This is a genomic window from Acidimicrobiales bacterium (genome assembly GCA_035316325.1).
Classification (GTDB): Bacteria; Actinomycetota; Acidimicrobiia; order Acidimicrobiales; family VFJN01; genus DASXTK01.
Genome location: DATHJB010000039.1, coordinates 1 through 24,215, shown reverse-complemented (window position 1 = coordinate 24,215; position 24,215 = coordinate 1). Strand labels below are relative to the sequence as shown.

Below are 24,215 nucleotides of genomic sequence, written 5' to 3'. Positions count from 1 at the left end.
TGGAGCTGGGTCTCGGCACCGGCTGGTACGACGCCGAGCACACCGCCTACGGCATCCCCTTCCCGAGCCTGAAGGAGCGCTTCGACCGGCTGGAGGAGCAGCTGGCGATCGTCACCGGGCTGTGGACGACGCCGGAGGGCGAGCGGTTCTCGTTCGCCGGCGAGCACTACCGGCTCGACGATTCGCCGGCGCTGCCCAAGCCGCAGCAGACGCCCCGTCCTCCGATCATCATCGGCGGCTCGGGGTCGACCCGCACGCCCCGCCTGGCCGCCCGCTACGCCGACGAGTTCAACGCCATGTTCGCCACGCTCGACGAGTTCAAGCCCCGCATCGACAACGTGGCCGCGGCGTGCGAGCAGGCCGGCCGCGACCCGGCGACGATGGTGTGGTCCAACTCGCTGGTGCTGTGCGTCGGCCGCGACGAGGCCGAGCTCGCCCGGCGGGCCGCGGTCATCGGACGGGACCCGCAGGAGCTGCGCGCCAACGGTGCGGCCGGCACGGTGCCCGAGGTGGTCGACCGGCTGGCGGCGTTCGCCGAGGCCGGCGCCCAGCGCATCTACCTGCAGGTGTTCGACCTGGCCGACCTCGACCACCTGCGCCTCGTCGCCGCCGAGGTGGCCCCTGCCCTGGCCTGACGAGCCGGCTCACTCCACCACGATGCGCTCGATCAGGTGGGGGCGGACCGGGTCGCCCACGGGTGAGAGCCAGGACCGCTCGGGGTCGACGGTGTCGGTCTCGGGTCGCCAGCGGCGCACGATCCGTTCGACGCCGACGACGTAGACGGTCAGCCGGCCGTCCTGGTCGACGTGCAGGCGCAGGAAGCTGCGGTGGCTCGACAGTCGGGCGGCCGAGAACGCCTCGTTGCCGTGCACCCGCAGCCGCGGCAGGGTGTTGGCGATGGCGAAGTAGGCGCCCACCACCAGGGCGCTGGCGACGCCGCCGATCGCGGCGACGAAGAGGCTGGCCACCACCACGAACCAGGCGCCGGTCACCAGCTCGGACGCCAGGTGGATGCTCAGCAGCGCCACCAGCACCAGCACCGTCACGTGCGCCGCCGCGTGGGTCACGCCCAGCAGCCCCCGCACCAGCCACTCGACCGACGAGCGCCGGGCCCACGGCGGCCGTCGGGCCAGCACCACCAGCCCCACGGTCAGCAGCGTCAGGCCGACGCCACTGACCGGGTTGCGCAGCAGTCCCTCGGCGAGGTCCCGCCAGCCCGACTGCTGCGCCGACCCGGCGTACGACAGCGACGGGTCCTGACCGAGGCTGCGCAGCCCGAACTGGTTGCTCCACAGGAACATGACCTGCAGGGCCGCCCCCACCCACAGGAAGCCGGGGTTCCGGACCGGGAGCAGCAGGGCGTTCCAGGCCAGGCGCCGTGACGTGCGGACGGTGGGGTAGGTCAGCTTCCGCCGATAGCGGTGCGACGGGGTCGACCGGTCGGGTCGGGCGGGCACGTGCAGCTCACGGGGCAGGTCGTGCGTGGGGTGGAGGAAGGCACCGCCGCCACCGACTGTCAACAGGTGCGGGGCAGGTGTGGACAAGCCGTCGTCGCTGTCCACAGACATTGTGGACGGTGAATCCACAGCGTCGCCCACAGCCTTGTCCCCAGGCGCCCCGGCCCCCGCCTCTGCGACGAGCGAGTAGCGGTTGTAGTGGTGGAGGTCGCCGGCGATCGCCAGCTCCAGCCGGATGCCGTGGGGTCGCAGCAGGCGCCGCTCCACGTAGGCGATGTTGCGGTAGGCGCCGGGCCGTCGCTCGTTGGTGATCCACGACGGCTCGGCCGTGGCCAGCACCAGCCGGTCGCCCGGCCGGCTCAGCTCGAGCACGTCGGCGAAGAACCGCAGCTGGGGCTCGTCGACGAACTGGTCGGACTGCATGTCCATCCCCCACAGCCACCAGCGGTGGGGCAACTGCACGGCGAAGTAGCTGCGGGTCTGCCGGGTGGTCCAGCCGCCGATCCAGCGGTGTTGGCCGAAGAGCCGGAGGAACCCCGTGAGCCCGTCGTACCAGTCGTGGTTGCCGGGCAGGGCGTAGAGGCCCGGGTGGTCGCCGACGGTCCACGGCAGCGCCGCCCGGAACGGTCCCTCCAGGCGTTGCTCGTAGTTCTCGGTGGTGGCGGCGGGGTAGACCTCGTCGCCACCGAGCACCAGCAGCTCGCCCCGGCGCAGCGCCGTGTCGAGACCGTCGATCTTCAGCTCCCGCTGGGCCAGCAGCGACGCCATCGTGTACGTGGAGTCGAAGCCGTCGCCGGTGTCGGCGATGTAGTCGACCCACAGCTCGGGGTCGTCCGCGTGCCGGAGGTCGGCCCGGGCCGGGATGTTGGCCTGCAGCTCCCGCTTGTCGAGGAAGGAGCCGAACACCGCGGTCAGCACGTGGCGCAGCCCCGACGTGACCACCACGCCCGGGTCGAACCAGTGGGTCGGGGGCCGGCGGTCGAAGTCGAGGGCGGAGCGCGTGAGGTCGGTCGGTCGTGGCGGTGGGTGCGACTCGTGCGCACTGTGTCGTGCTGCCGGGCCTGTGTCGTCCGCCATGGTGTCCGCCTCCGTCAAGCCTCCGGTGTGTCCGGTCCGTCGAGCTGCACACCCAGCGAGTTCAGCGTGAAGGCCACCAGGTGGTACTGGCCGACGACCATCGGGATCTCGACGAGCTGGGCGGGCTCGTAGCGCCTGGCCAGCTCGGCCCAGGTGGCGTCGCCGATCACGGCGTCGGCGTGCAGCTCGTCGGCCGCCCGCAGGAGGGCGGCGTCGCCCTCGTCCCAGCCCGGCGCGGACGGACCTTCCGTCACCCGGGTGATCTCCTCGGGCGTGATCCCGACGCGCTGCCCCAGGGGGACGTGGTGGCTCCACTCGTAGTGGGCCCGGCAGTGCCACGCCGTGCGCAGGATGAGCAGCTCGCGCTCGCGGTCGCTCAGCTCCGAGCGGTACAGCAGCGTGCCCCCGAACGCCGACCACCGCTTCAGCAGCCGGGGGTGGTGGGCGAGGGTGGCGAAGATGTTGGGGTCGGGGCCGTCCGGGTCGAACTTGAGCGACTGCAGCAGCTCGGCCGTCGCCTCGGAGCGCTGCCCGGGGGCCACCGGCGGGAGGCGCAGCTCCGGCTCGGGGTGGGGCCAGTCGGGAAGCTCCCCCTGTCCGGCCGTGTCGCTGTGCGTGTCGCCCGCGTCCGTCACAGGCAGCGAGCGTACCCCTGGCGATGCGACCCGCAGCCGGCACCCCTCGACTGGATGATCATCTAGCATCTGAGCGTGCCCGGAACGATGCGCAACGTGCGCTCGGGACGCACCCAGGCCGAGCGCCGCGCGATCTCCGAGCGGCGACTGCTCGACGCCGCCGCCAAGGTCATCGCCGAACGGGGGACCACCGGCGTCAGCTTCGCCGACATCGCCCGCGAGGCCGGCTGCAGCCACGGGCTCCCCGGCTACCTGTTCGGCTCGAAGACCGACCTGCTGCTGGCGCTGGTCGACGACGTCCTCAAGGAGTTCCGGGTGCTGGCCGGCCCGGCCGTCGGCGCCGAGCGCGGGCTCCCTGCGCTGCTCGGCATGATGCGGGTCTTCCTCGACACCCTCGACCGCCCGTACCCCTACATGCGGGCCATCTACGTGATGGTCGGCGAGGCAGCCGGGGCGCCGCCGGAGCTGCAGCAGGCGCTCAACGTCCACCAGGGCGCGGTGCGGCAGATGATCGTCGACGAGCTCGTCGAAGGCGTCGAGCTCGGCCAGGTGCGGCCGGACGTCGATCCGGTTGCTCAAGCAGTGGTCATTTTCGGCATCGTCCGGGGTGTGGGCCTGCAATCGTTGATGGACCCGGCGTCCGTGGACGTCGAGGCGGTGACCGCCGAGGTCCTCACCTCCCTGACCCGGGCGCTCGCGGCAGACGGATAGGGCACGACCAGGTGGAGGCGCGCACGACATGTTGATCGACGAGGTCAACGGCACCCGGCTCAACGTCGTGGAGGAGGGCTCCGGTCCGCCGCTGCTGCTGTTGCACGGCATCGGGGGCAGCTGGCGCGAGTGGGCGCCGCAGCTCGACGGCCTGTCCGACCGCTTCCGCTGCATCGCCGTCGAGCAACGCGGCCACGGTCGCTCCGAACGGACCAGCGGGCGCTACACGATCGACCTGTTCACCAACGACGTCGTCGCGGTGTGCGCGGCGCTGGACATCACGCACGCCCACGTCGCCGGCCTGGCGATGGGCGGGATGATCGCCCTCGACCTGGCGTTGCGGTTCCCGTGGCTGGTCGACTCGCTGATCCTGGCCAACACCGCGGCCCGGCCCGACGAGTCGTACCGGTTGGGGTTGGAGGCGATCTCGCGGTTCGTGCGCGAGCAGGGCTTCGCCGACACGCCGCTGCCGGGTGGCACGGCCGCCGGCCTGGCCTGGAGCCCGACGACGGTGCGCGACCGGCCCGAGGTCATCCGCGACAACATGCGCGAGGCGCTGGGCACCGACCGCGACGCCTACGCCCGCACGGCGCTGGCCGTCGCCGGCTTCGACCTGCTCGACCGGCTGGGCGAGATCCGGGCGCCGGCGCTCGTGCTGTGGGGCGACCACGACGTGCTGGTGCCCCGGGCGTACAGCGAGGCGGTGCGCGACGGGCTGGGGCGCGCCGAGCTGGCGGTGGTCCCCGATGCCGGCCACCTGTGCACGATCGAGCAACCCGACCTGGTCAACCAGCTGATGGGTGACTTCCTCGACCGCCACCTCGCCTCGCCCGAGGCGACGTGGCCGGTCGCCTCGAGCTGACTCAGATGAGGCCGAGGCCGCCGTCGACGGCGACGGTCTGGCCGGTGACGTAGGAGGCGGCGTCGGACAGCAGGAACGTCACCACCTCGGCGACCTCCCAGGCGGTGCCCTCGCGGCCGAGGGGGACGCCGGTGCGGCGGCGTGACGGTCGTCCGGCCGACGCGGCCCGGCCCAACGGCGTGTCGATCAGGCCGGGTGCCACGAGGTTCGACCGGATGCCGCGGTGTGCGCCCTCCAGGGCGACGTGCCGGCTGAGGCCGACGAGCCCAGCCTTCGAGGCGTCGTAGGCGGGGAGCCGGCTCCCGGGTCGGAGGCCGGCCAGCGATCCGATGAACACCACCGACGAGCTCTCGGCGAGGTGGGGGAGCGCCGCCTGGGCCAGGAGGAAGTGGGCGCGGAGGTTGACGGCGAAGGTGGCGTCCCACTGGTCGGCGGTCGTGCCCGCCAGGCCGGCGGCCCGACCGAGGCCGATGCCGACGTTGACCGCCAGCCCGCCGAACCGGTGACCCGCGTCCTCGGCCACCTCGACCGTCCGCTCGACGACGGCCGTGCAGGCCTGCTCGTCGGCGACGTCGCCGATCACCACGTGGGCGGTCCCGCCGTCGGCCCGGATCAGCGCCGCGGTGGCCTCGGCGGCGGCACCGTCGCGGTCGGCGCAGACGACGGTGGCCCCCCGGCGCGCCGCGACGACTGCGATGGCGCGGCCGTTGCCGGCGGGGGCGTCCGGATCGTCCGAGAGGCGGGTCCCGGCGCCCACGACCAGCACCGTCCGCGTCGACAAGTCGGTTCCAGGCACGGCCCGGCACTGTACTTCTGTTCCTTGTCGCTCATCTAGCAAGTGACGTGCCGTGTCGAAGGGGAGGTCGCCGCGTACGATCCGAGGCAATGGCGATGAGCTCCGACGACCTCCCCTCGGGCAGCAAGTGGAAGTCCACCGACGACGAGACCGTCACCAGCGCCCGCAAGGTCGACCGCGACGTGAGGGCGTGGTTGATCGTCGCCGGCCTCGCACTGCTGGCTGCGGTGATCTTCGTCGTGCAGAACAGCAACAAGGTCGAGATGGACTTCCTGTTCTTCGGGGGATCGCAGCCGCTGTGGTTGGTGATCGTGCTGAGCATGGTGCTCGGCGCCCTGTTCGGGCAGGGGATCGGCCTGGTGCGGGGGCGGCGCAAGAAGTCCTGATCGTGTCGGCGGCGAGCCGAGGGAGGAACCCATGATCGACTGGGCCAGCTACGAACGGGCGATCGGCCTCAACTGGTACACCATCGATCCCGACCTCCGGGCCCGGGTGCGGCGCGACTGCAGCCCCGCCGATCGCGAGTGGGCCGACGATCTGCTCACGTCGTTCGGCGCGTTGGTGGGCCAGAAGGTCGCCCCCAACAGCGAGATCGTCGACGCCCACCCGCCCGAGCTGGTCCGCTACGACCGCTGGGCGGCGGAGGTCGACGAGGTGGTGCACCATCCCGCCACGCTCGACTCGAAGCGGGCGCTGTGGGACGCCGGCTACCCGTCGGGCTTCGCCGGTGAGGAGGCGGCCCGGGGGCGGCCGGCGCCGGGCGTGGTGCTGGGGGCGGCGAACTACCTGCTGTCGCAGGCCGACACGGGGTTGGTGTGCAGCCTCGGGATGACGTCCGGGGTGGCCGGCCTGGTCGACCGGTACGCGCCCGCCGAGGTGCGGGGGCCGCTGATGGCCGGGCTGCGGTCGGCCGATGCCGACTCCGCGGTGGACGGCTCGATGTTCCTGACCGAGCGCGAGGGCGGCTCCGACCTGGGCCGCACCGTGCACTGCGTGGCCCGCGACCTGGGCGACGGGCGGGTGGCGATCAGCGGCGAGAAGTGGTTCGCCTCCAACGTCGACGGTGCCGCGATCGTGCTGCTGGCCCGGCCCGAGGGCGCGCCGGAGGGGTCGGCGGGGCTGGGGTTGTACCTGGTGCCGCGGACGCTGGAGGACGGCAGCCGCAACCACTACGCCATCCGGCGGCTCAAGCAGAAGCTGGGGACGAAGAGCGTGCCCACCGGCGAGGTCGAGTTCGACGGGGCGATCGGGTTCGCGCTGCGGGGGTCGTCGGAGGACTCGGGCTCGGGTGCCGGCGCCGGCGGTGATGCCGGCGGGCTCGGCCGGATGATGGAGATGGTCAACGGCAGCCGCTTCGGGGTGGCGCTGATGGGGCTGGGCATCGCCCGGCGCTGCTTCGTCGAGGCGGCGATCTGGGCGCACGACCGGCGGGCGAAGGGGCGGGTGCTCGTCGACCTACCGCTGGTGCGGGAGCAGCTGGTCGATCTCCTGGTGGAGCTGGAAGGGGCGGTGGCGTTGGGCTTCGAGTGCGCCAACGCTCTGGCGTTCCCCGACGGCGAGCGGCTGCGGCGCATCCTGGTGCCGGCGGCCAAGAACCGGCTGTGCCGCTTCGGTGTGGAGGCGGCGTCGTACACGGTGGAGCTGTACGGCGGGAACGGCTACTGCGAGGACTGGGGCCTCACACGGCAGCTGCGCGACGCCCAGTGCCACCCGATCTGGGAGGGCTCCGAGAACATCTGCACGCTCGACGTCCTCCGCTCGATGCGCCAGGTGCGGGCCCACGAGGCCGTGGTGGCCCGGGTGGAGGCGGCGCTCGGTGTCGCTCGCGAAGGCGGTCCGCCGTGGCTGGCCGAGGCGATCGACGCCGTGGCTCACGCGGCCACCCACCTGAGCGACCGCACCGAGGAGCTCCTCGCCGCCGACCCCGACTACGCCGAGGCCCGGTCGCACCGCCTGTCGGCGTTCCTCCAGCGCACGGTGTCCGCGGCGCTGCTGCTGGAGCAGGCCGGCGAGGACGGCGACCTCGCCACCCACAAGGCGCTGGTCGCCCGCCGCTACGTCCTCCGCCACCTGTCCCCGGAGGGCCCCTGGTCCGACAACTCCGCCCAGCTCACCGGCCGCGACCTCCTCTCCTTCACCACCATCCCCCCGGACCTCGCCACCAAGGCCGCCACCGCCTGACTCTCGGGCGGTCGAGGTCAGGGGGCGCGGTTGAGGGTGGCCTCCGGGCCCAGCCGGGCGGCGTCGGCGGCGGCCTGGCCGGCGATCCAGCCGTGGTAGTTGCTGGTGGAGATGCGTTGGGTCTTCAGGTTGGGGAAGGCCTCGGTGCGGGCGGCCGCAGCGGCGGCCTCGCTGTTGGCCAGCACCGGTAGGACGCCGTCGCCGTGCTCCTCGCGGGCGGCGTCGACCGCGGCGGCCGTGGCGTCGCTCAATCGCTCGCCGATCCGGCTGGCGAAGGCCACCAGGAAGCTCTGCCGGAACGACCGCTCCCGGGCCTGGGCCCCGAGCGACCGGCCTGCGGTGACCATGGCGGCGGTGCCCTGCGTCAGCAGCGACGTGAACAGCAGCTCCACGGCGTCGATGTCGCCGGGTTGGCCGAACACCGTCGACATCGAGAAGTCGGGGTGCCACACGCAGGTGCAGCGGTTCGCGGCGACCACCTGGTTGAGCAGCAGCGACTTGGCCTTGGCGTAGGGGTCGTCGATGAGCAGCCGGCGCCCGGCGGTGCCCCGGCCGGGGTGGTCGGCACCGGCGTCGAGCATCGCCTGGTCGATGGCGTGCCGGGCGATCAGCTCCTGGGCCTTGGCGGTGAAGGCCTCGGCCTCCTCCGGGAAGTCGGTCGACTCGGCCTTCGCCAGCAGCGCCCGCACCCGCTGGGTGACCTTCGGGTCGGCGGCATGGGCCCCGCCGCCGCCGCCCGAACGTCGGCGGCCCGTCGCGCTGGCCCCGGCAGCAGCCGCGGACTCCTGCCCCCACGCCGACGGGGGAGGACACAGGCGGGGCTGGGTGGGCAGCCGCCAGAGGTACCCCAGGATCTCGACGGCGGTGGCGATGGCGTCGTAGGTGTCGAACCGGGTGGCGGTCCAGTGGGTGAGCAGGCCGTGACGGTCGGGCGGCGCGACGTCGGGCGTGACGGCGTCGACCTGGGCGAGCCACCCGGGATCGGCGTGGACGGCGTAGACGTAGGCGGCGGCCTCGAGGGCGACCACGTCGGCGAGCACCCGCCGATGGTCGGACTTCAGCTGGCGGCCGACGACGTGCGTCAGGTCGGCGGGCTGCCAGCCCCGGTCCCAACAGGCGCTCACGGCGGTGACCAGCTTGGTGCCGAGGACCTCCGACAGCCCGGCGGCGTCGCCCTGCAACGCCCGGTCGGCGAGCTGACGTACCCGCGCGAAGGCGTCGCGCCCGTCGCCGTACGCCGACGCCTGCGCCGCGGCCGTGACCAACGCGTCCCACCGGGGCGACGCCTGGCCCCGGAAGCCGGCGTCGCCACCAGCCACCCTCTCCTTGAACTTCCGCCCATTGCCGCTACGCCGTCGCATCTCCGTGTCCCTTCACCCGCCCCTTTCGTCTTCCCCAGACCCTACGCAAGGGCTGTGACAGTGAAGCCCCGCCATCGCGGGAACACCCCCGGGCAGTGACCCGGTGGATGGTCGCGTGCCAGCATGGAGGCGGCGGAATCGGCGGAGTTGGTGGAGAGCGATGGCATCGGCGCGGACGTGGTGGGTCGTGGCGGCAGTCGTCGTCGCGGCCGCAGTGGTGCGGGTGGGGCTGGTCGCGGGCGTCGATTCGGCGCATCCCGGCCGGGCGGTCGATTCGAACGACGCGCCCACGTACATCGAACCGGCGCAGTCGCTCCTGGAGAACCGGGAGTTCGACCGGGCGCCCGACAGCGAGTCACCGGAGTTCGTGCGGACCCCCGGGTACCCGGCGTTCCTGGCGGCCGTCTTCTGGGTGTCCGACGACAGCACCACCGCCGTCGTCATCCTCCAGGCCCTGCTCAGCGGCCTGTCGGTGCTGCTGGCGATCCTGCTGGGCTGGCGGCTGTCCGGGTCGCACCGGGTCGGGATCGGCGCCGGCGGGCTCCTGGCGCTCGACCCGCTGCAGGCGGCGACGGCGGGCTACGTCGCCACCGAGTCCGTGGCCACCGTCCTGCTGGCGTTCACGGCCTACGCCGCCGTCCGCTTCGCCCAGAGGGGATTCGACCGGCGGTGGGGCCTGGCCTTCGCCGCAGGCCTGGTGGCGACCACCTACGTTCGTCCGACCACCTTCTACTTCGTGGCGATCGTGGCCGGGCTGCTCGGGATCAAGGCGCTGCGGGAGCCCGAACGCCGCACCCGCACGGCGATCCTGCGGGCGGGCGCGATCGCGCTGCTGCCCTGCGTCGCCCTCCTGGGTGCGTGGAACGTCCGCAACCAGGCCGAGGTCGGGTCGTGGCGGTTCAGCGCGGTGGAGTCGGTCAACACCTACTGGTACCGAGCCGCCGACGCCGTCGCCCGCCGGGACGACGTCAGCTTCGACCACGCCCGGCGCCGCCTCACCCGCGACCTGGGTCGTGACCTCGGCGTCGAGTTCGACTACGACGCGCACAGCCACGGGACCGTGCCGCCCGAGATGGCGCACGACCAGGGTCGGTACTACGACGCCGCCGGCCGCCTCGGGCTCGAGATCCTGCGCTCGGAGCCGCACATCAGCGGGCGGCAGGTGGCCGACGGCGTGCTCTCGCAGCTCGTGCAGTCGGGCTGGGTGACGGCCTTCGGGTACTTCACCGGCGAGAGCCCGCCGGCACCGGTGCGAGCACTCGGCCTGGGGGCGGTGTGGACCGTCGAGGGCCTGGCCCTGGTCGGCATGGCGCTGTCGCTGCGGAGGTCGTCCGACGGCACGTCGAGGCTCGCCCACGCGATCCCGATCGCGCTCGTCGCCTACACCGTCCTCGCCGGGGCCGGGCCCGAGGCCGACGCCGGCTACCGCTTCCGCGTGCCGATCTGGCCCGTCTGGTGCGTCTACGCGTCGATCGGGGCCCGCCGCCTCGCGCGGTTCGCCCGGTCCCGCCGGGCAACCTGGTGATGACCCGGAACTTCGGAACCAGGCGGGCTTCCCGAGCGACTGGTAAGAGGCCCAGCGGATAGGGGGCTCGTGCAGCCCACGAGTCCGGAACTTGGCGGCCGAGCACCTGCTCAACAGCGGGGCCTCTGGCAGCACAGCACCGCAACACGAGACCAGGCGGACCCATCCGCTGACGTTCTAGAGGACCGGCCAGGAGGGATCGTGCGACGAGCGTTGACGAGAGGGGGCGCGTGCCTGTGTGCGTGCGTCGGCGCAATTGTGCTGGTGGTAGGGGGTGCGGCGTCGCCGGCGTCGGCCCACGCCGAGCTGCTGGAGACGTCGCCGGGAGCCGGCGCCCAGCTCGACGAGGCGCCTGAGCAGGTCGTCCTCACCTACAGCGAGCCCGTCGATCCGTTCGACGACGCCGTCGAGGTGTTCGACAGCTCGGGCGACCAGGTCGACACCAGCGACCCCGGCCACGTCGACGGCAAGGCCCAGATGATCGGCGTCGACCTCCCCGACCTCGACGACGGCGCCTACGTCGTCACCTGGCGGGTCGCCTCCGAGGACAGCCACCCGATCCGTGGCGCCTTCACGTTCCGGGTCGGCACCGCCGGCACCACGGCCGGCGCCGAGGCCGAGGCCCTCATGGACCGCCTCGTGGCGGCCGAGGGCGGCGACGCCACGGTCGGCACGCTGTTCGGAGCGGTCCGCTTCACCGGCTTCGTCGGGCTGGTGCTCCTGGTGGGCGGGGTGTTCTTCCTGGCGCTGCTGTGGCCGGCGGGCGTGGCCGACCGGCGGGCTCGGCGCCTCGTCGTGGTCGGCTGGGGCGCGGCGGTGGTCGCCACGGTGCTGAGCTTCGGCTTCCAGGCCGCCTACAGCGAGGGCGCCGGCATCGGGGGCGTGGTCGACGCGGGCCCGGTCGGCGACGTGCTCGGCACTCGGCCCGGTCGCGTGTGGCTGGTGCGCCTGGCGCTGCTGGGGGTGCTCGCCGTGGTCGCCATCGTGGTTCGGGGGCGGCGTCGGGCGACGTCGTCGGGCTCCACCAAGCCCGGCACCGTCGCCGCGGTGGTCGGCGCCGGCCTGGCGCTGCTCGCCACGATCACCCTGGCCGGCCATGCCGGGGCGGGCGACTTCGTGGTCCTCGCCTTCGTCACCGACATCGTCCACCTCGGCTCGGTGGCGTTCTGGCTGGGCGGGTTGGCCATGCTGTTCTTCGCCGTGCTCCGGAGCGACGCCCTGGCCCGGCCGGCGACGTCGACCGTCGGCGCCGCGGCCGTCGACACCGAGGTCGAAGCGCCCGACACCGACACCACGGCCGGCACGAGCTCCGTCGTCGAACGCTTCTCCACCTACGCCTTCGTCGCCGTGAGCGCCATCGTCGTGTCCGGCACGGTCCAGGCGTGGCGCCAGCTGCGCGGCTTCGACGCCCTGTTCGACACCACCTACGGCCGGGTGCTGATCGTCAAGGTGCTGCTCTTCGCCGCGATGATCGCCGCTGCCGCGCTCAGCCGGTCGTGGGTGCGGCGCCGCCAGGCGGACCAGAGCGACGGCAATGCCCCGACCCTCCGTGCCCTGCGGCTCTCGGTCGGGGTCGAGGTCGTCGTCGCCGTGCTGGTCCTCGCCGTCACCGCGCTGCTGGTCAACACCATCCCCGGCAAGGACGCCGTGTCGCCGACGTTCGCCGCCGAGCTGCACGGGTCGGTGGTGCTCCTGGAGGTCGAGGTCGACCCGGCGAAGGCCGGCCTGACCGACGTCCACCTCGTCACCAGGACCCACGGCGGCGAGCCCCTGGAGGCGGTCGACGTGAGCGCCGGGCTGTCGCTCCCCGCCCGGGACGTCCCGACGATCCCGCTGGAGCTCGAGGCGCAGGGCGGCGGCGTCTACGTGGCCGTGGACGCCGACATCCCGTTCCCCGGCCGGTGGACGCTGGCGGTCGACGTGCGGGTCGACGAGTTCGACCAGGACTCCCTCACCATCGAGGTCCCCGTGAAATAAGGCGGCGCAGGGAGACCCCGGGTACTTTCCGGAGGCATGAGCGACCTCTTCTCGATCGCCGGCAAGACCGCACTCGTCACCGGGGGCTCCCGGGGCATCGGCCTGATGATCGCCCGAGGGTTCGTCGAGGCCGGCGCCAAGGTGTACATCTCGTCCCGGAAGGCCGAGGTGTGCGAGAAGGTGGCCGCCGAGCTGTCGCAGGTCGGCGAGTGCGTCGCCCTGCCGGCCAACCTGTCGACCGAGGACGAGTGCCGCCGCCTGGCCGGCGAGGTCGCCGCCCGCGAGGACGCCCTCCACATCCTGGTCAACAACGCCGGCGCCACCTGGGGAGCCCCGATGGCGGAGTTCGACGAGGCCGCCTGGGAGCGGGTGCTGTCGCTCAACGTGAAGGGCGTCTTCCACCTCACGAAGTTCCTGCGGCCGCTCCTCGAAGCCGCCGGCACGCTGGACGACCCGGCCCGGGTGATCAACATCGGCTCCGTCGACGGCATCCACGTGCCGATGATGGAGACCTACTCGTACTCGGCGTCGAAGGCGGCGGTGCACCAGCTCACCCGGCACCTCGCCGTGCAGCTGGCACCGACCGTCACCGTCAACGCCATCGCCCCCGGGCCCTTCGAGTCGAAGATGATGGCCTCCACCCTCGCCGCGGCCGGCGACCAGATCGCCGCCATGGCGCCCCGGAAGCGCATCGGCGCCCCCGACGACATGGCCGGCACCGCCATCTTCCTCAGCTCCCGCGCCGGGGCCTACCTCACCGGCACCGTGATCACCGTGGACGGTGGCCTCACGCTGGTGTGACCCAGCGAGCGCGAGACGGAGGCGGGCACCGATGACCAACCCTTCAACCGATCCACCGCCGTTCCCCGGGCCGGCGACCGGCGCTGCGGCGCGCCAGTCGTACCGTCGGCTGGCCCGGCGGGCGTCGGTCCGCTCCGCGCTGTGGGTCCCGGGCTCCGCTCCCACCCCGGCCCGACCGCCCGACCTCGACCTCTACGACGTGCTGCTCGACCCCGAGCACCCGGCGTTCGCCGACCTCGGCCGGCTGCTGTGGACCCTCGTCGCCACCCAGTGGAGCTGGGTCGACCGCCGGGTCGACAACGTGGAGCTGTCGGGGGAGCGCAGCATCCGCCGGCACATGAGCATCGACTGCCGGGTCCCGCCACCGGTGACCGACCTGGCCGACGAGGTGGGGTTCGGCCGTTTCTTCGTGCCGCTGCGGTTCGTCACCACCAAGCAGCTGCTGGCGTTCGACCTGCGCCTGGGCGACCGCTCGGTGCCGCTGCTGACCCGCCACCAGAGCGCCATGGCCGCCAACGCCGTGCTGCGGGCCGCCATCGAGCAGGCCGAGCTGGAGATCACGCCGGACGTCGTCGCCGCCATCGAGCGGGTGGCCGCCGACGACGACCCGGGCGCCGAGGCGGCCCTGCAGCTGCTGGAGCTCACCGAGCCCGGCCGGGTCGGGGTCGACGCCACGCCCGCCGAGCTGGCGCACTGGGCGGTCACGACCTTCGACGCCAACTACCTGCTCCTGGCCGACGTCGGGCTGGGCGAGCTGCGGCGCCGGACCATCTTCAAGATCACCCAGGAGGTCGGGCCCGCGCTCCGGGAGGCGCACGGGCTGCCGCTGCGGTCGGGCATCGCCCTGCAGCCGACGTCGTTCGTGTTCGACGCGCCGTCGGTCACGTCCACGTCGAGCTACCACTTCCAGTTCGACGCCCCCGACGGGCTCGTCATCGCGGGTGGCGAGCTGTTCGGGGCCGTGGCCGACGACCCGCAGCGTCGCTCGTTCGGCACCTCCGGCACGCAGGGCTCGGTGCTGGGGCTGCACGCCAACAACGACGACGTGCCGGTCGCCGACGCCTACAGCGCCGAGGTGCTGGTGCGCCCGTCGCCCGACGGCCTGCTGCGGTCGAGTGCGGTCAGCTCGACCTTCTCCACCGTGCTGCTGTTCCTCGCCGCGTCGCTGGCCCACCGCATCAGCCTCAGCAACCTCGACGACTCGACCGCTCTGCTGCTGGTGCTGCCCGGCGTGGTGTCGACGTTCCTGGCGCGGCCCGGCGAGCACTACTGGGTGTCGCGCATCCTCCGCGGGGTGCGGGCGCTCACGCTGACCAACGCCATCGCGGTCTACATCGCCGCTGCGGCGCCGGTGACGGGGGTGGCCGACGACTCGGTTCAGGCGGTGTGGCTGGCGTGCGCGCTCGTCTCCCTGGTGCCGACGACGCTGCTGCTCACCGCCACCCGGCGCGGGCGGCCTCGGGGCTGGTCGTGAGGAAGGCCGGTAGCATCACCGGGAGCCGAACCTGCGGGGGCTTTCGATGAGTGACGCCGAGCACGCCGAGAACCACTCGGACATCCACGACGAGATCGAGGACAAGCCGTCGACGTGGCGTCGCCGGTTCCTGGGCGACATCCCGGTGGGCGCCTTCGCCGGCACCGTCCGCCAGGTGCCGGGTGCGGGCACGCCGAAGGGCGAGAAGGCGATCGCGAAGGCGATGGGCGACGTCCTCGACCGCGTCCGCCGCAGCATCCGCGAACGCTCGACGACGTCCCCGTCCACCCGGGCCTAGCTGCTCCTGGAGCCGCCGGGCCGGCCGGTTCGGCCTGTCGGCCGGTCGAAGGGGTCAGGCGGGAGTGTCGGTGCTGACGTCGTCGGTGTCGTCGGCGGGGCCGTCCCCGTCCGTCGGGGGCTTGCGGCGGGTCACGGCGTAGACGGCTGCGGCGACGATGGCGAGCAGCACGATCCCGCCGAGGATCAAGGGGAGCGCCGAGCTGGAGTCGTCGTCGGACCCCTCGTCGTCGGCGGCGGTCTCGTCGTCGGTGTCGACCGGGGCCTCGGTGGCATCCGGCGCGGCCGTGGTGGGAGACGTGGTCTCGGAGGCCGCGGTCGTCGTGGGGGCCTCAGTGGTCGGCGGGCCCTCGACGACCTGGGTGGTCTCGATCGAGCCGGGCGGCTCCACCGAGGTGAACCGCACCGTCCACGTGCCGGGCGCGTCCATCGGGACCGGCCCCTGGTAGACGCCGTCGCCCGTCGTCTCCAGCACGACCAGCTCGCCCTCGGTGCCGTCGGGGGCGATGGGCGTCGCCGTGAGCGACCCGTCGGCGATCGGGTCGCCGTCGTCCCAGGTCATCGTGACGAAGTAGTGGGTCGACCCCGGGCCGGGGTGCACCTGGTCGACGGTGATGACAGGGTCGCCGCCATGGGCCGACGCCGGGGACGACAGGAACGTGCCCAGCGCGACTGCCACGAGCAGCACCCCTCTGATAAGGAGGACCGGTCGGATCTGCATGTCGTGACGGATGTTACGGGCGAGCGGCGGCCCGGCGCACGAGTGCGTTGACCGCACCGGCCGCGGCGGGCGTCCCTCCCTTCTCGCCCCGGTTGGTGATGGCGACGGGCTGCAGCGGGCTGTCCCAGAGCGCCGCCTTCGACTCGGCTGCTCCCACGAACCCCACGGGCAGGCCCACGACGGCGGCTGGTCGGAGGTCGCCACTGGCCTGCAGGCGGAGGATCTCCTCCAGGGCGGTGGGGGCGTTGCCGACGACCCAGAGCGCCCCGTCGGGGTGGCGCTCGGCGGCCAGGCGGATCGCGGCGGCCGAGCGGGTCGAGCCGGGTGGGGCCGTCGGGACCTCGTCGAGGAGGCACGTCGCTCCGGGGAGGCGGGTGAGGCCGACCCGCAGCATGTGGGCGTCGCAGACGACCGGTGCCCCGGCTCGCAGGGCGGTGACGGCGGCGTCGACCGCGTGGCTGCCGATCCGCATCGTGCCGGCGAACTCGAGATCGGCGGTGCTGTGGATCACCCGGGCCACCACGTCACGGTCGCCGTCCGGCCAGCCCGACAGGTCGACGCGGTCGGCGAGGATGCGGTAGCTCTCGACCTCGATCGGATGGATGTCGGTCATCGCCCGACCTCCCGGGCCGGAGCGACGGCCGCGATCGCGTCGACCGGGCAGACCTCGATGCACAGCCAGCAGTCGGTGCAGCGGTCGTCGACCACCCGGGGGCGGAGCGGGGCCCGGAGCAGGGCGTGCGGGGGGCACGTGGCGAGGCACAGCCCGCAGGCGGTGCAGGTCGGAGCGACGGCGACGGTCATGGCGCGGGCTCCGGTGCGGCCTTGTAGCCCCGGGGCGTGACCATGCGGCTGCCGATCCAGCGGGTGGTCGACGAGCCGACGACGACCAGCGACAGCATCCCGACGCTGGTCGGGTCCAGCTCCGCGACGGTGGTGCGCAGGACGTGCTCCTTGCCGGTGCGGCCCACGTCGGTCACGACCGCGGCCGGGCAGGCGGGCGGGCGATGCCGGGCGAGGATCTCGAGGGCCCGGGGGAGCTGCCAGGTCCGTCGCTGCGAGCGGGGGTTGTAGAACGACACGACCATGTCGCCCTCGGCCACGGCCTGGACGCGCCGCTCGATGACCTCCCACGGCGTGAGCAGGTCGGACAGGGATACGGCGGCGTGGTCGTGGCCGAGCGGGGCGCCGAGCACGGCCGCGGCGGCGTGGGCGGCGGTGACGCCCGGGACGATCGTCAGCGGCGGGTTGCCGTGGTGGGGCGCCAGCTCGCAGACGAGGGAGGCCATGGCGAAGACCCCCGGGTCGCCCGAGCAGACGAGGGCGACGTGCCGACCCTCGGCGGCGCGGCGGAGGGCGTCGTGGCAGCGGTCGGCCTCGGCGCCGATCGGGGAGCGGACCACCTCGTGGTGGGGTGCGAGCAGGTCGGAGGCCAGGTCGACGTAGAGGTCGTAGCCGATCACGACCTCGGCTCGACGCACTGCGGCGGCCGCGGCCGGCGCCCGGAACGCCGCGTCGCCCGGGCCCAACCCGACGACGGCCAGGTGGCCTTCCGGCCGGCGGCGGCGGGCGATGGCGACGGTCGCCTCCGACGAACGCCGTTTGGGGACGACGAGCTGGGCGCCCGGTCCCGCGGCGACGAGCGCCGCCGCCTCGGCGACGCTGGGCGTGCCGACGGCCTGGGCGACCACGTCGCTCGGGGTGGGGACGTCCTGACCGGCGAGGACGTCGGCGGGGAAGGTCCGCAGCTCGACGCCCAGCTCCGCGGCCAGCGCCACGATCCCGGGCTCGCCCCGCTTGAGGTCGACCGATGCGACGAGCCCGACGGCGGCCCGGCTCAGGCCCGCCTCGGCCAAGGCTCCGGCCAGCAGTTCGGCGATCCCCCCGGCCTCGGCCCCCGACGACGACCCCACGCCCACCACCAGCGACTCGGGCTGGAGCACGACCGTGCCCGCAGCCTCCGGGACGACCCGGTCGGTCACCACGACCGTTCCGCCGGGCCCACCGGGCCCACCGAGGGACGCCGACGACGTGAGGGCGGGGGGTAGGGGCCAGTGGGGCAGGTCGGAGGCGTCGACGGTCGGGGGGTGGCCGTCGAGCCAGGCGCGGGAGACGGCGGCGACGTCGCCCGCGAAGCGGAAGCCCGGCAACGTGTCGAGGGCGGGCAGGGCGGCGAGGTCGGTGGCGGTGGTGACCACGGCCTCGGCGCCCAGGAGGGAGGCGACCTCGGTGGCGAGGGCGTTGGCGCCGTGGTGGCCCCCGGCGAGGGCGATCGCCCACCGGCCGCCGTCGTCGACGCAGACGACCGCCGGGTCGTCGTGCTTGTCGCCCAGCAGGGGTGCGATCACCCGCACCGCGATGCCGGTGGCGCAGACGAGCACCAGGCCGTCGACCTCGGGCCACAGGCGGCGCACCCGGTCGCCCAGGTCGCCGTGCTCGTGGCGGTAGGGCAGCCGCTGGGCGAGCGCCGCGCCCGCCTCGGTCACGCTGATGGTCACGACCGTCACGACGGCCCCCAGCAGACGAACACCGGGTTCTCGGCCGCGAGTCGCAGCCGACCCTCGGCCCCGATGGGCACTCCCCGGCTGACCTGGACCTGGACGAGGTTGCCGAGGCGATCGGCGGCCGCCGCCGCGGTCGACAGGGTGGCGAACGCGGCCACGACCACGCCGCCGTCGGCCAGACGGGCGAGCACCGCGTCGAGCACCGGGATGCCGCCGCCGCCCACGAACACCCGGTCCGGCGTCGGCAGGTCGGCCAGCGCTCCCGGCGCCACGCCCTCGACGACCTGCACGAGCACCGCACCCCCGATGCCGGCCTCGCGCTCGTTGGCCCGCAGCCGCTCGCAGTCGGCCGGGTTCTGCTCGACCGCCAACACCCGCAGGCCGGGCGCCAGGCGGGCGCACTCGATCGCCACCGACCCGCTGCCGGCACCGACGTCCCACAGCACCCCGACCGGGGGCAGGGCCAGCTTCCCGAGGACCACGGCCCGGACCTCGGCCTTGGTGACCATGCCGTCGCGGTGGGCGAAGGCACTCTCGTCGACGCCCCAACGGACGCCCATCCCGGACTGGTGACCCACCGGGTCGGGCGCCTGGACGACGACGACCGACAGGGGATCGAAGGTGCCGGCGGCCAGACCGGGCAGGTCGGTGCGGACGACCTCCTCGTCGGTCTCGCCCAGGCGGCTGCAGACGGTCACCCGGCGAGCCCCGGAGCCGGCTGCCACGAGCGCCTTGCCCAGCGCCTCGGGGGGCTGGTCGCGGGACACGAGGACGGCGACCTTCGGGTGCTCCAGGACCGCGGCGACGGCGTGCTCCAGGGGCCGGCCGTGGGCCGAGGCCACCCGGGCGTCGTCCCAGTTGGTGCCCACCCGGGCGAAGGCGAGGGCGATCGACGACGGCGCCGGGTGGACGGCCACGCCCTCGTCGCCGAACCGGGCCGCCGCCAACCGGACCAGGCCGAAGAAGCCGGGGTCGCCCGCGGCCAGGATGCAGGCCCGCCGACCCTCGTCGCGGCGGGCGGCGGCGAACGACAGCACCTCGTCGAGATCACCCCACAGCTCGACGTGCTCGCCGCTCAGGTCCGGGGGGAGCACCGCCAGCTGCCGGGCGTGGCCGATCAACAGGTCGGCCTGCCGCAGTGCGACCTCGGCGTCGCGCCCGAACCACTGCCCCCCGTGGAGCCCCACGATGTCGACCACCGCTGCGTCACCCACGGGCGATCACCGCCTCGCCCTCGAAGTCGACCATCACGACCTCCACCGGGAGGGCTCCGTTCGTGTGGGACACGCAGGCCGCGGCGGCGCGGCGGCACAGCTCGGCGAGGGGCTCGGTGACGCCGAGGCCGAGGCACACCTCGGCGAAGTGGCGGGCGGTGGCGGTGGCGGTGGCCGCCTCGACCACCTCGGCGGGGGCGTCGCAGGCTCTGGCCACGTCGGCGAGCAGCTCGCCGTCGACCTTCGACCGCCGGTAGTGCGTCATCAGCACGCCCGCGGCCAGCTTGGCGATCTTGCCGGCCATGCCCACCCAGGTGACCTGCTCCAGCCCGTCGGTGGCGGCCCGCCGCAGGGCGATGCCGGTGAAGTCGCCCACCTCGACGAAGCACACCGACCCCAATTCCGGCAGCAACCGCTGGGCGGCCCGGTCGCTGCGGCTACCGGTGGCGAGCACCAGGTGGCGTTCCCCCTGGGCGGCGGCCACGTCGATCTGCTGCACCACGCTGGCCCGGTAGCTGGCAGTGGAGAAGGGCTTGACGATGCCGGTGGTGCCCAGGATGGAGATGCCCCCGACGATGCCGAGCCGGTCGTTGGACGTCTTGGCCGCCATGGCCTCGCCGCCGGGCACCGAGATGGTGACGACCAGGGGGCGGTCGGTGACCTCACGCACCGCCTGGGTGATCATCCGCCGGGGCACGGGGTTGATCGCCGGGGCGCCGACCGCCAGGCCCAGGCCGGGCAGCGTGACGGTGCCGACACCGCTGCCGTTGCGCAGCTCGACCTCGCCGGCCGCTTCACCCGTTGCCTCGGCCGCTGGCGTGCCGGACCAGCGGGCCTCGGCGGTGATGTGGGCGCCGTTGGTGACGTCGGGGTCGTCGCCGGCGTCCTTCACGACGGCGCAGCGGTGCGGCCGCGCCGCGTCGACGTCGACCACGGGGAACCCCACCCGTCGCCCGGACGGCAGCGGCACCTCGACCTGGTCGGGCACCTGCCCCTCCACCAGCCACAACGTGGCCGCCTTGGCCGCCGCCGACGCGCACGTGCCCGTGGTCCAGCCGGTGCGCAGGCCCTTGGCGTCGGCGACCTCGGGTGCCAGCGGCGGCTCGTAGGTGGACATCAGCCCGTCCCCGAGGTGTCGCCTGCGGCAGCGCTGGCGTCGGTGCGGCGGGCCGACGGGCGCCCGGTGGTCGACCCCTGGTTCGACCGCAGCCGGTAGGCCGTGGTGTAGGTGGGCGCGTAGAGGTGGCTGCGACGCTCGTCGTCCTGGTGGGCCAGCGCCTCGCCCACCAGGACCAGCGCTGTCATCGTCGCCCCCGTCGAGCGCAGCGCCTCGGCCAGCTCGCCCACGGTGGTGGGGACCACCTGCTCGTCGGGCCACGTGGCCCGCACGACGATCGCCGCCGGTGTGTCGGGCCCGAACGCCGAGCCGGGCGCGAGCAGCTCCTGCTGCAGCTCGTCGGGGCGGGCCGCCGACAGCAGGACCGCCAGCGTGCCACCGTGGCGGGCGTAGGCGGCGACCCCTTCGCCCGCGGGCATCGAGTCGGCCGTGCGCCCGGCCAGCCGGGTGACGACGACGCTCTGGCTCACGCCGGGGATGGTCAGCTCACGGCCCACCGCCGCCGACGCGGCCGACACCGACGACACGCCGGGCACCACCTCCCAGGCCCGGCCGTTGGCGGCGCACCAGTCGACCTGCTCCTGGATGGCGCCGTAGAGCGACGGGTCGCCGGAGTGGAGCCGCACGACGGGGGTGTCGTCGGGGTGGGCGGCGTAGACGTCGAGGACGTCTTCGAGGGTCATCGTCGCCGAGTCGTGGATCGCGGCGCCGGCCCCGCAATGCTGCAGCAGCTCCGCCGGCACCAGCGAGCTGGCCCACACGACCACCTCGGCCTCCGCCAACCGCGCCGCCCCCCGAAGGGTGAGCAGGTCAGCCGCTCCGGGCCCGGCCCCCACGAAGCTGATCACGACGGGACCTGCGCGCTGTCGGCGTCGGCGTCAGCCTCGGTCGGCGCAGTGATGGCAGCCGTGTCAGCCGCGGTCGCCGGCGGTGCCACCGGTGCCGCCGGTTCCACGCCTCCCTCGGTGGCCGGAAGGATCACTGTGGCGAGGTAGCTCGCCGGGCTCCGGGCCATGCTGTGGAGCGTCCCGACCCGTTGCCCGGTCATGCCGAGGAGCTCGCCGGCGACCGCGTTGTCGAGGCGGTCGGCCTCGCGGGCCGCATCCGCGACCGCCGGCAGGTGGCGCCCGCCCTTGTAGAGGACGACGGTGCAGGAGGGGTCGGCAAGGTCGTCGGCCAGGCCGCCGTCGGCGATGTCGCCGTCGAGCGCCGTGCGGACGCTGAGCCGCTGGCGCTCGTCGACCAGCGTGGTACGGGTGCGCGCCGCCAGCGACTGGAACGCCATGATCCCCGGCACCACCTCGACCAGGGTGGACGCCCGCCGGGCGTCCACGGCGTCGGCCAGGGCGGAGAAGGTGGAGTAGGTGAGCGGGTCGCCAAGCGTGATGAACGCCACCTCGTCGCCGTCGTCGAGGTAGCCGGTGACGGTGTCGGCGATGGCGCCCATGGCCTCGGCCCGCACGCCGGGGTCGGGGTGCATGGCGAACGCCACCCGCTCGACCTCCACGTCGGGCGCCGCCTCCCGCACGATCGTCTCGGCCCGCCCGATGGCGTCGGGTGCCGTGGAGGGGCCGAGCACACGGTCGGCGCGGCGCAGCGCCGTCAGTGCCCGCATCGTGAGCAGGTCGGGATCGCCGGGGCCCACACCGACTCCCACGAGTCGGCCCGGCCGGGGGTTGTCGGCCAGGTTGACCGCCGCGATCGCGGCGGGGCTGCGGGTGGCCACCTCGAGCTCGACCGCGGCCCGCAGCACCTCGGCCTCCGAGCGCCGCGTCGCCGAGGCGCGGGCGGTGAGCGCTCGCTTCAGGTGGTCGGGAAGGTAGACGGAGGTCTTGCGCACTGGACGTAGGGTACAACGTAGGGCATGGTCATGGGAACACCCTTTCGGGGCGCGGGCTTCATTGCGCTGCCGCCCCCACGGGAGCCGCCGCCAGGCACGCCGCCGTGAACCGCTCGATCGGCGCCGGGTCGCCACCGGGGTGCACGTGCAGGTAGGTGGCCAGGAGCGACGGCGTGGCGAAGCCGTCGTCGCGGGAGCCCCAGCGGCTGGCGAGCCGGAGCGCTCCACCGGACGGCTCGACCGCCGAGTAGTGGAACTCGTGGCCCCGCACGGTGCCGCCGGCGGGCACCACGGGCGACGTGGTGGCGGCCTCGGCGGTGCGATACCCCAGGCTGAGGCGGTCGGTCATGCGGGCGTCGGCCGGCAGCACCCCGCCCATCGGCACGCCGTCGAGGCTGCGGCACAGCCACAGCATCCCGCCGCACTCGGCCCACGCCGGCATGCCGCCCTCGACCCGGCGACGCACGTCGTCGAGCAGCGGCGTGTTGGCGGCCAGGTCGGCGGCGTGCACCTCGGGGAAGCCGCCCCCGGCGAGCAGGCCGGCGACACCGTCGGGCAGGTGCTCGTCGGCCCGCGGGTCGAAGGGCACGGGCTCGGCCCCGCAGGCCGCCAGCGCCTCGAGCGTGTCCTGGTAGGTGAAGGTGAACGCGGCTCCGGCGGCGACGGCGACGGGCACGCGCCGGCCCTCCGGGACGACCCGCCGGGCCACGGTCGGACCGTTCACGTGCAGGTCAGGCGCGGTGCGGGCCAGCTGCAGCACGGCCTCCAGGTCGACCCGTTCCGCCACCGCGACGGCCAGCCGGTCGAGCGCGGCGGCGACCGCTCCGGGCTGCTCCGCCACCGGCACCAGGCCGAGATGGCGGTCGCGCCACGTGAGCCGGTCGTCCCGTCGCAGCGCGCCGAGCACCGGGATGCCGAGGGGGTCGAGCGCCTCCCGGAGCAGCGTCTCGTGGGTGTCGGACCCCACCCGGTTGAGGACGATGCCGGCGAAGCGCACCGTCGGGTCGAACCCGGCGTAGCCGGACACGAGCGCCGCCACCGAGCGGCTCAGCGACGCCGCGTCGACCACCAGCACGACCGGGGCGTCGAGCAGCCGGGCGACGTCGGCAGTGGAGGACGGCGCCCCGTCGACGGCGCCGTCGAACAGCCCCATGACACCCTCGACGACCAGCACGTCGGCGCCGGCCGCCGCCCGCCCGGCGAGGGGGCGCACGGCGTCGGCGCCGCACAGCCAGGCGTCGAGGTTGCGCGGGGGTCGGCCGCAGGCGAGGGCGTGGTAGCCGGGATCGATGAAGTCGGGCCCCACCTTGGCGGCGGCGGGACGATGGCCGGCACGCCGTAGGGCACCCAGCAGGCCGGTGGCGACGGTGGTCTTCCCGACACCCGAATGCGTGCCCGCGACGACGAGGCGGGGCCCGAGGAACCCCTCCGTCGACTGGCTCGCATGGCCGTCCATCTGCATGGATGTGACCTTAGCGCGGATCTGCCCTACGTCGTGCCACCCGTTGCGTCGAGGCTGCTAAGGTGCCGCTCGCATGGCACCTCTCGACGATCCGGGACCCGGCACAGGCACCGGGCAAGGCACCGAAGGCCTCCTGTTGGTGGGCCACGGCTCGCGCTCGCCCGAGAGCGTCGCCGAGATGAGCGCCCTCGCCCGGCAGGTGG

At 74.1% G+C, this 24,215-nt stretch carries 23 protein-coding genes; 10 read left to right on the top strand and 13 right to left on the bottom strand.

Annotated features, from left to right (window positions below; genetic code table 11):
• Positions 1 to 635: LLM class flavin-dependent oxidoreductase (locus VK611_05600; protein ID HMG40781.1), on the top strand; the 635-nt coding region annotated here is incomplete at its 5' end.
• 9 nt (positions 636 to 644) lie between these two features.
• Here VK611_05600 and VK611_05595 read toward each other — a convergent pair.
• Both VK611_05595 and VK611_05590 read right to left on the bottom strand, forming a co-directional pair.
• Complete coding sequence (locus VK611_05595) at positions 645 to 2,534, bottom strand: hypothetical protein (protein ID HMG40780.1); 1,890 nt, start codon at positions 2,532 to 2,534, stop codon at positions 645 to 647.
• A 14-nt stretch (positions 2,535 to 2,548) separates the two neighbouring features.
• The gene (locus VK611_05590) at positions 2,549 to 3,169 is read right to left on the bottom strand and encodes a carboxymuconolactone decarboxylase family protein (GenBank protein HMG40779.1); all 621 of its coding nucleotides are present in this window, start codon (positions 3,167 to 3,169) and stop codon (positions 2,549 to 2,551) included.
• A gap of 75 nt (positions 3,170 to 3,244) precedes the next feature.
• Between VK611_05590 and VK611_05585 the strand changes: the two genes are divergently transcribed.
• A complete protein-coding gene (locus VK611_05585) occupies positions 3,245 to 3,880 on the top strand; it encodes a TetR/AcrR family transcriptional regulator (protein HMG40778.1) in 636 nt (211 codons plus the stop codon).
• A 28-nt stretch (positions 3,881 to 3,908) separates the two neighbouring features.
• Entirely contained in the window at positions 3,909 to 4,742 is an 834-nt protein-coding gene (locus VK611_05580) for an alpha/beta fold hydrolase (protein HMG40777.1), read from the top strand.
• Between the two features lies 1 nt (position 4,743).
• Here VK611_05580 and VK611_05575 read toward each other — a convergent pair whose 3' ends face one another.
• Positions 4,744 to 5,538: an SDR family NAD(P)-dependent oxidoreductase gene (locus VK611_05575; GenBank protein ID HMG40776.1), complete on the bottom strand. Its 795-nt coding sequence runs from the start codon at positions 5,536 to 5,538 to the stop codon at positions 4,744 to 4,746.
• Positions 5,539 to 5,627: 89 nt separating this feature from the next.
• Here VK611_05575 and VK611_05570 point away from each other — a divergent pair, with 89 nt between their 5' ends.
• Together VK611_05570 and VK611_05565 are read left to right on the top strand one after the other, a co-directional pair.
• Positions 5,628 to 5,924, top strand: coding sequence for a lipopolysaccharide assembly protein LapA domain-containing protein (locus VK611_05570; GenBank protein ID HMG40775.1), 297 nt, complete (start codon positions 5,628 to 5,630; stop codon positions 5,922 to 5,924).
• Positions 5,925 to 5,955: 31 nt separating this feature from the next.
• Complete coding sequence (locus VK611_05565; GenBank protein ID HMG40774.1) at positions 5,956 to 7,719, top strand: acyl-CoA dehydrogenase family protein; 1,764 nt, start codon at positions 5,956 to 5,958, stop codon at positions 7,717 to 7,719.
• A gap of 17 nt (positions 7,720 to 7,736) precedes the next feature.
• Here the strand turns inward: VK611_05565 and VK611_05560 are convergent, their stop codons facing one another.
• Entirely contained in the window at positions 7,737 to 9,038 is a 1,302-nt protein-coding gene (locus tag VK611_05560; GenBank protein HMG40773.1) for a DUF2786 domain-containing protein, read from the bottom strand.
• Positions 9,039 to 9,267: 229 nt separating this feature from the next.
• On the opposite strand from VK611_05560, the gene VK611_05555 reads away from it, so the two are divergent.
• The 5 genes from VK611_05555 (at position 9,268) to VK611_05535 (ending at position 15,155) form a co-directional block, all read left to right on the top strand.
• Positions 9,268 to 10,605, top strand: coding sequence for a glycosyltransferase family 39 protein (locus tag VK611_05555; protein HMG40772.1), 1,338 nt, complete (start codon positions 9,268 to 9,270; stop codon positions 10,603 to 10,605).
• 264 nt (positions 10,606 to 10,869) lie between these two features.
• Positions 10,870 to 12,582, top strand: a complete 1,713-nt coding sequence (locus VK611_05550) for a copper resistance protein CopC (GenBank protein ID HMG40771.1) — start codon at positions 10,870 to 10,872, stop codon at positions 12,580 to 12,582.
• 36 nt (positions 12,583 to 12,618) lie between these two features.
• A complete protein-coding gene (locus VK611_05545) occupies positions 12,619 to 13,383 on the top strand; it encodes an SDR family NAD(P)-dependent oxidoreductase (protein ID HMG40770.1) in 765 nt (254 codons plus the stop codon).
• A 31-nt stretch (positions 13,384 to 13,414) separates the two neighbouring features.
• A complete protein-coding gene (locus VK611_05540) occupies positions 13,415 to 14,857 on the top strand; it encodes a hypothetical protein (protein ID HMG40769.1) in 1,443 nt (480 codons plus the stop codon).
• Between the two features lie 46 nt (positions 14,858 to 14,903).
• The gene (locus VK611_05535; protein HMG40768.1) at positions 14,904 to 15,155 is read left to right on the top strand and encodes a hypothetical protein; all 252 of its coding nucleotides are present in this window, start codon (positions 14,904 to 14,906) and stop codon (positions 15,153 to 15,155) included.
• 54 nt (positions 15,156 to 15,209) lie between these two features.
• Here VK611_05535 and VK611_05530 read toward each other — a convergent pair whose 3' ends face one another.
• Genes VK611_05530 through VK611_05490 form a run of 9 tightly spaced genes read right to left on the bottom strand, consistent with a single transcriptional unit; the run spans position 15,210 to position 24,012 of the window.
• Positions 15,210 to 15,875, bottom strand: coding sequence for a hypothetical protein (locus tag VK611_05530; GenBank protein ID HMG40767.1), 666 nt, complete (start codon positions 15,873 to 15,875; stop codon positions 15,210 to 15,212).
• 13 nt (positions 15,876 to 15,888) lie between these two features.
• Entirely contained in the window at positions 15,889 to 16,488 is a 600-nt protein-coding gene (locus tag VK611_05525) for a precorrin-8X methylmutase (protein HMG40766.1), read from the bottom strand.
• Positions 16,485 to 16,679: a 4Fe-4S binding protein gene (locus tag VK611_05520; GenBank protein HMG40765.1), complete on the bottom strand. Its 195-nt coding sequence runs from the start codon at positions 16,677 to 16,679 to the stop codon at positions 16,485 to 16,487. Before VK611_05520 ends, VK611_05525 begins: the two co-directional genes overlap by 4 nt.
• Positions 16,676 to 18,382: a precorrin-3B C(17)-methyltransferase gene (gene cobJ / locus VK611_05515; GenBank protein HMG40764.1), complete on the bottom strand. Its 1,707-nt coding sequence runs from the start codon at positions 18,380 to 18,382 to the stop codon at positions 16,676 to 16,678. Before cobJ ends, VK611_05520 begins: the two co-directional genes overlap by 4 nt.
• Entirely contained in the window at positions 18,379 to 19,593 is a 1,215-nt protein-coding gene (cbiE, locus tag VK611_05510) for a precorrin-6y C5,15-methyltransferase (decarboxylating) subunit CbiE (protein HMG40763.1), read from the bottom strand. Before cbiE ends, cobJ begins: the two co-directional genes overlap by 4 nt.
• The gene (locus VK611_05505; GenBank protein HMG40762.1) at positions 19,586 to 20,710 is read right to left on the bottom strand and encodes a cobalt-precorrin-5B (C(1))-methyltransferase; all 1,125 of its coding nucleotides are present in this window, start codon (positions 20,708 to 20,710) and stop codon (positions 19,586 to 19,588) included. Before VK611_05505 ends, cbiE begins: the two co-directional genes overlap by 8 nt.
• Positions 20,710 to 21,558 (bottom strand): precorrin-4 C(11)-methyltransferase, encoded by an 849-nt coding sequence (cobM, locus tag VK611_05500; protein HMG40761.1) that lies wholly within the window; start codon positions 21,556 to 21,558, stop codon positions 20,710 to 20,712. Before cobM ends, VK611_05505 begins: the two co-directional genes overlap by 1 nt.
• Complete coding sequence (gene cobI, locus VK611_05495; protein HMG40760.1) at positions 21,555 to 22,550, bottom strand: precorrin-2 C(20)-methyltransferase; 996 nt, start codon at positions 22,548 to 22,550, stop codon at positions 21,555 to 21,557. Before cobI ends, cobM begins: the two co-directional genes overlap by 4 nt.
• 58 nt (positions 22,551 to 22,608) lie before the next feature.
• On the bottom strand, positions 22,609 to 24,012 hold the full coding sequence (locus VK611_05490; GenBank protein HMG40759.1) for a cobyrinate a,c-diamide synthase: 1,404 nt from the start codon (positions 24,010 to 24,012) through the stop codon (positions 22,609 to 22,611).
• Positions 24,013 to 24,215: the final 203 nt, after the last annotated feature.

Bases quoted from the DNA above. Each gene is read 5' to 3' on its own strand.
- VK611_05595 (HMG40780.1), bottom strand. From the start codon at position 2,534: ATGGCGGACGACACAGGCCCGGCAGCACGACACAGTGCGCACGAGTCG.
- VK611_05580 (HMG40777.1), top strand. From the start codon at position 3,909: ATGTTGATCGACGAGGTCAACGGCACCCGGCTCAACGTCGTGGAGGAG.
- VK611_05570 (HMG40775.1), top strand. From the start codon at position 5,628: ATGGCGATGAGCTCCGACGACCTCCCCTCGGGCAGCAAGTGGAAGTCC.
- VK611_05565 (HMG40774.1), top strand. From the start codon at position 5,956: ATGATCGACTGGGCCAGCTACGAACGGGCGATCGGCCTCAACTGGTAC.
- VK611_05545 (HMG40770.1), top strand. From the start codon at position 12,619: ATGAGCGACCTCTTCTCGATCGCCGGCAAGACCGCACTCGTCACCGGG.
- VK611_05540 (HMG40769.1), top strand. From the start codon at position 13,415: ATGACCAACCCTTCAACCGATCCACCGCCGTTCCCCGGGCCGGCGACC.
- VK611_05535 (HMG40768.1), top strand. From the start codon at position 14,904: ATGAGTGACGCCGAGCACGCCGAGAACCACTCGGACATCCACGACGAG.
- VK611_05530 (HMG40767.1), bottom strand. From the start codon at position 15,875: ATGCAGATCCGACCGGTCCTCCTTATCAGAGGGGTGCTGCTCGTGGCA.
- VK611_05525 (HMG40766.1), bottom strand. From the start codon at position 16,488: ATGACCGACATCCATCCGATCGAGGTCGAGAGCTACCGCATCCTCGCC.
- VK611_05520 (HMG40765.1), bottom strand. From the start codon at position 16,679: ATGACCGTCGCCGTCGCTCCGACCTGCACCGCCTGCGGGCTGTGCCTC.
- VK611_05505 (HMG40762.1), bottom strand. From the start codon at position 20,710: ATGTCCACCTACGAGCCGCCGCTGGCACCCGAGGTCGCCGACGCCAAG.
- VK611_05490 (HMG40759.1), bottom strand. From the start codon at position 24,012: ATGCAGATGGACGGCCATGCGAGCCAGTCGACGGAGGGGTTCCTCGGG.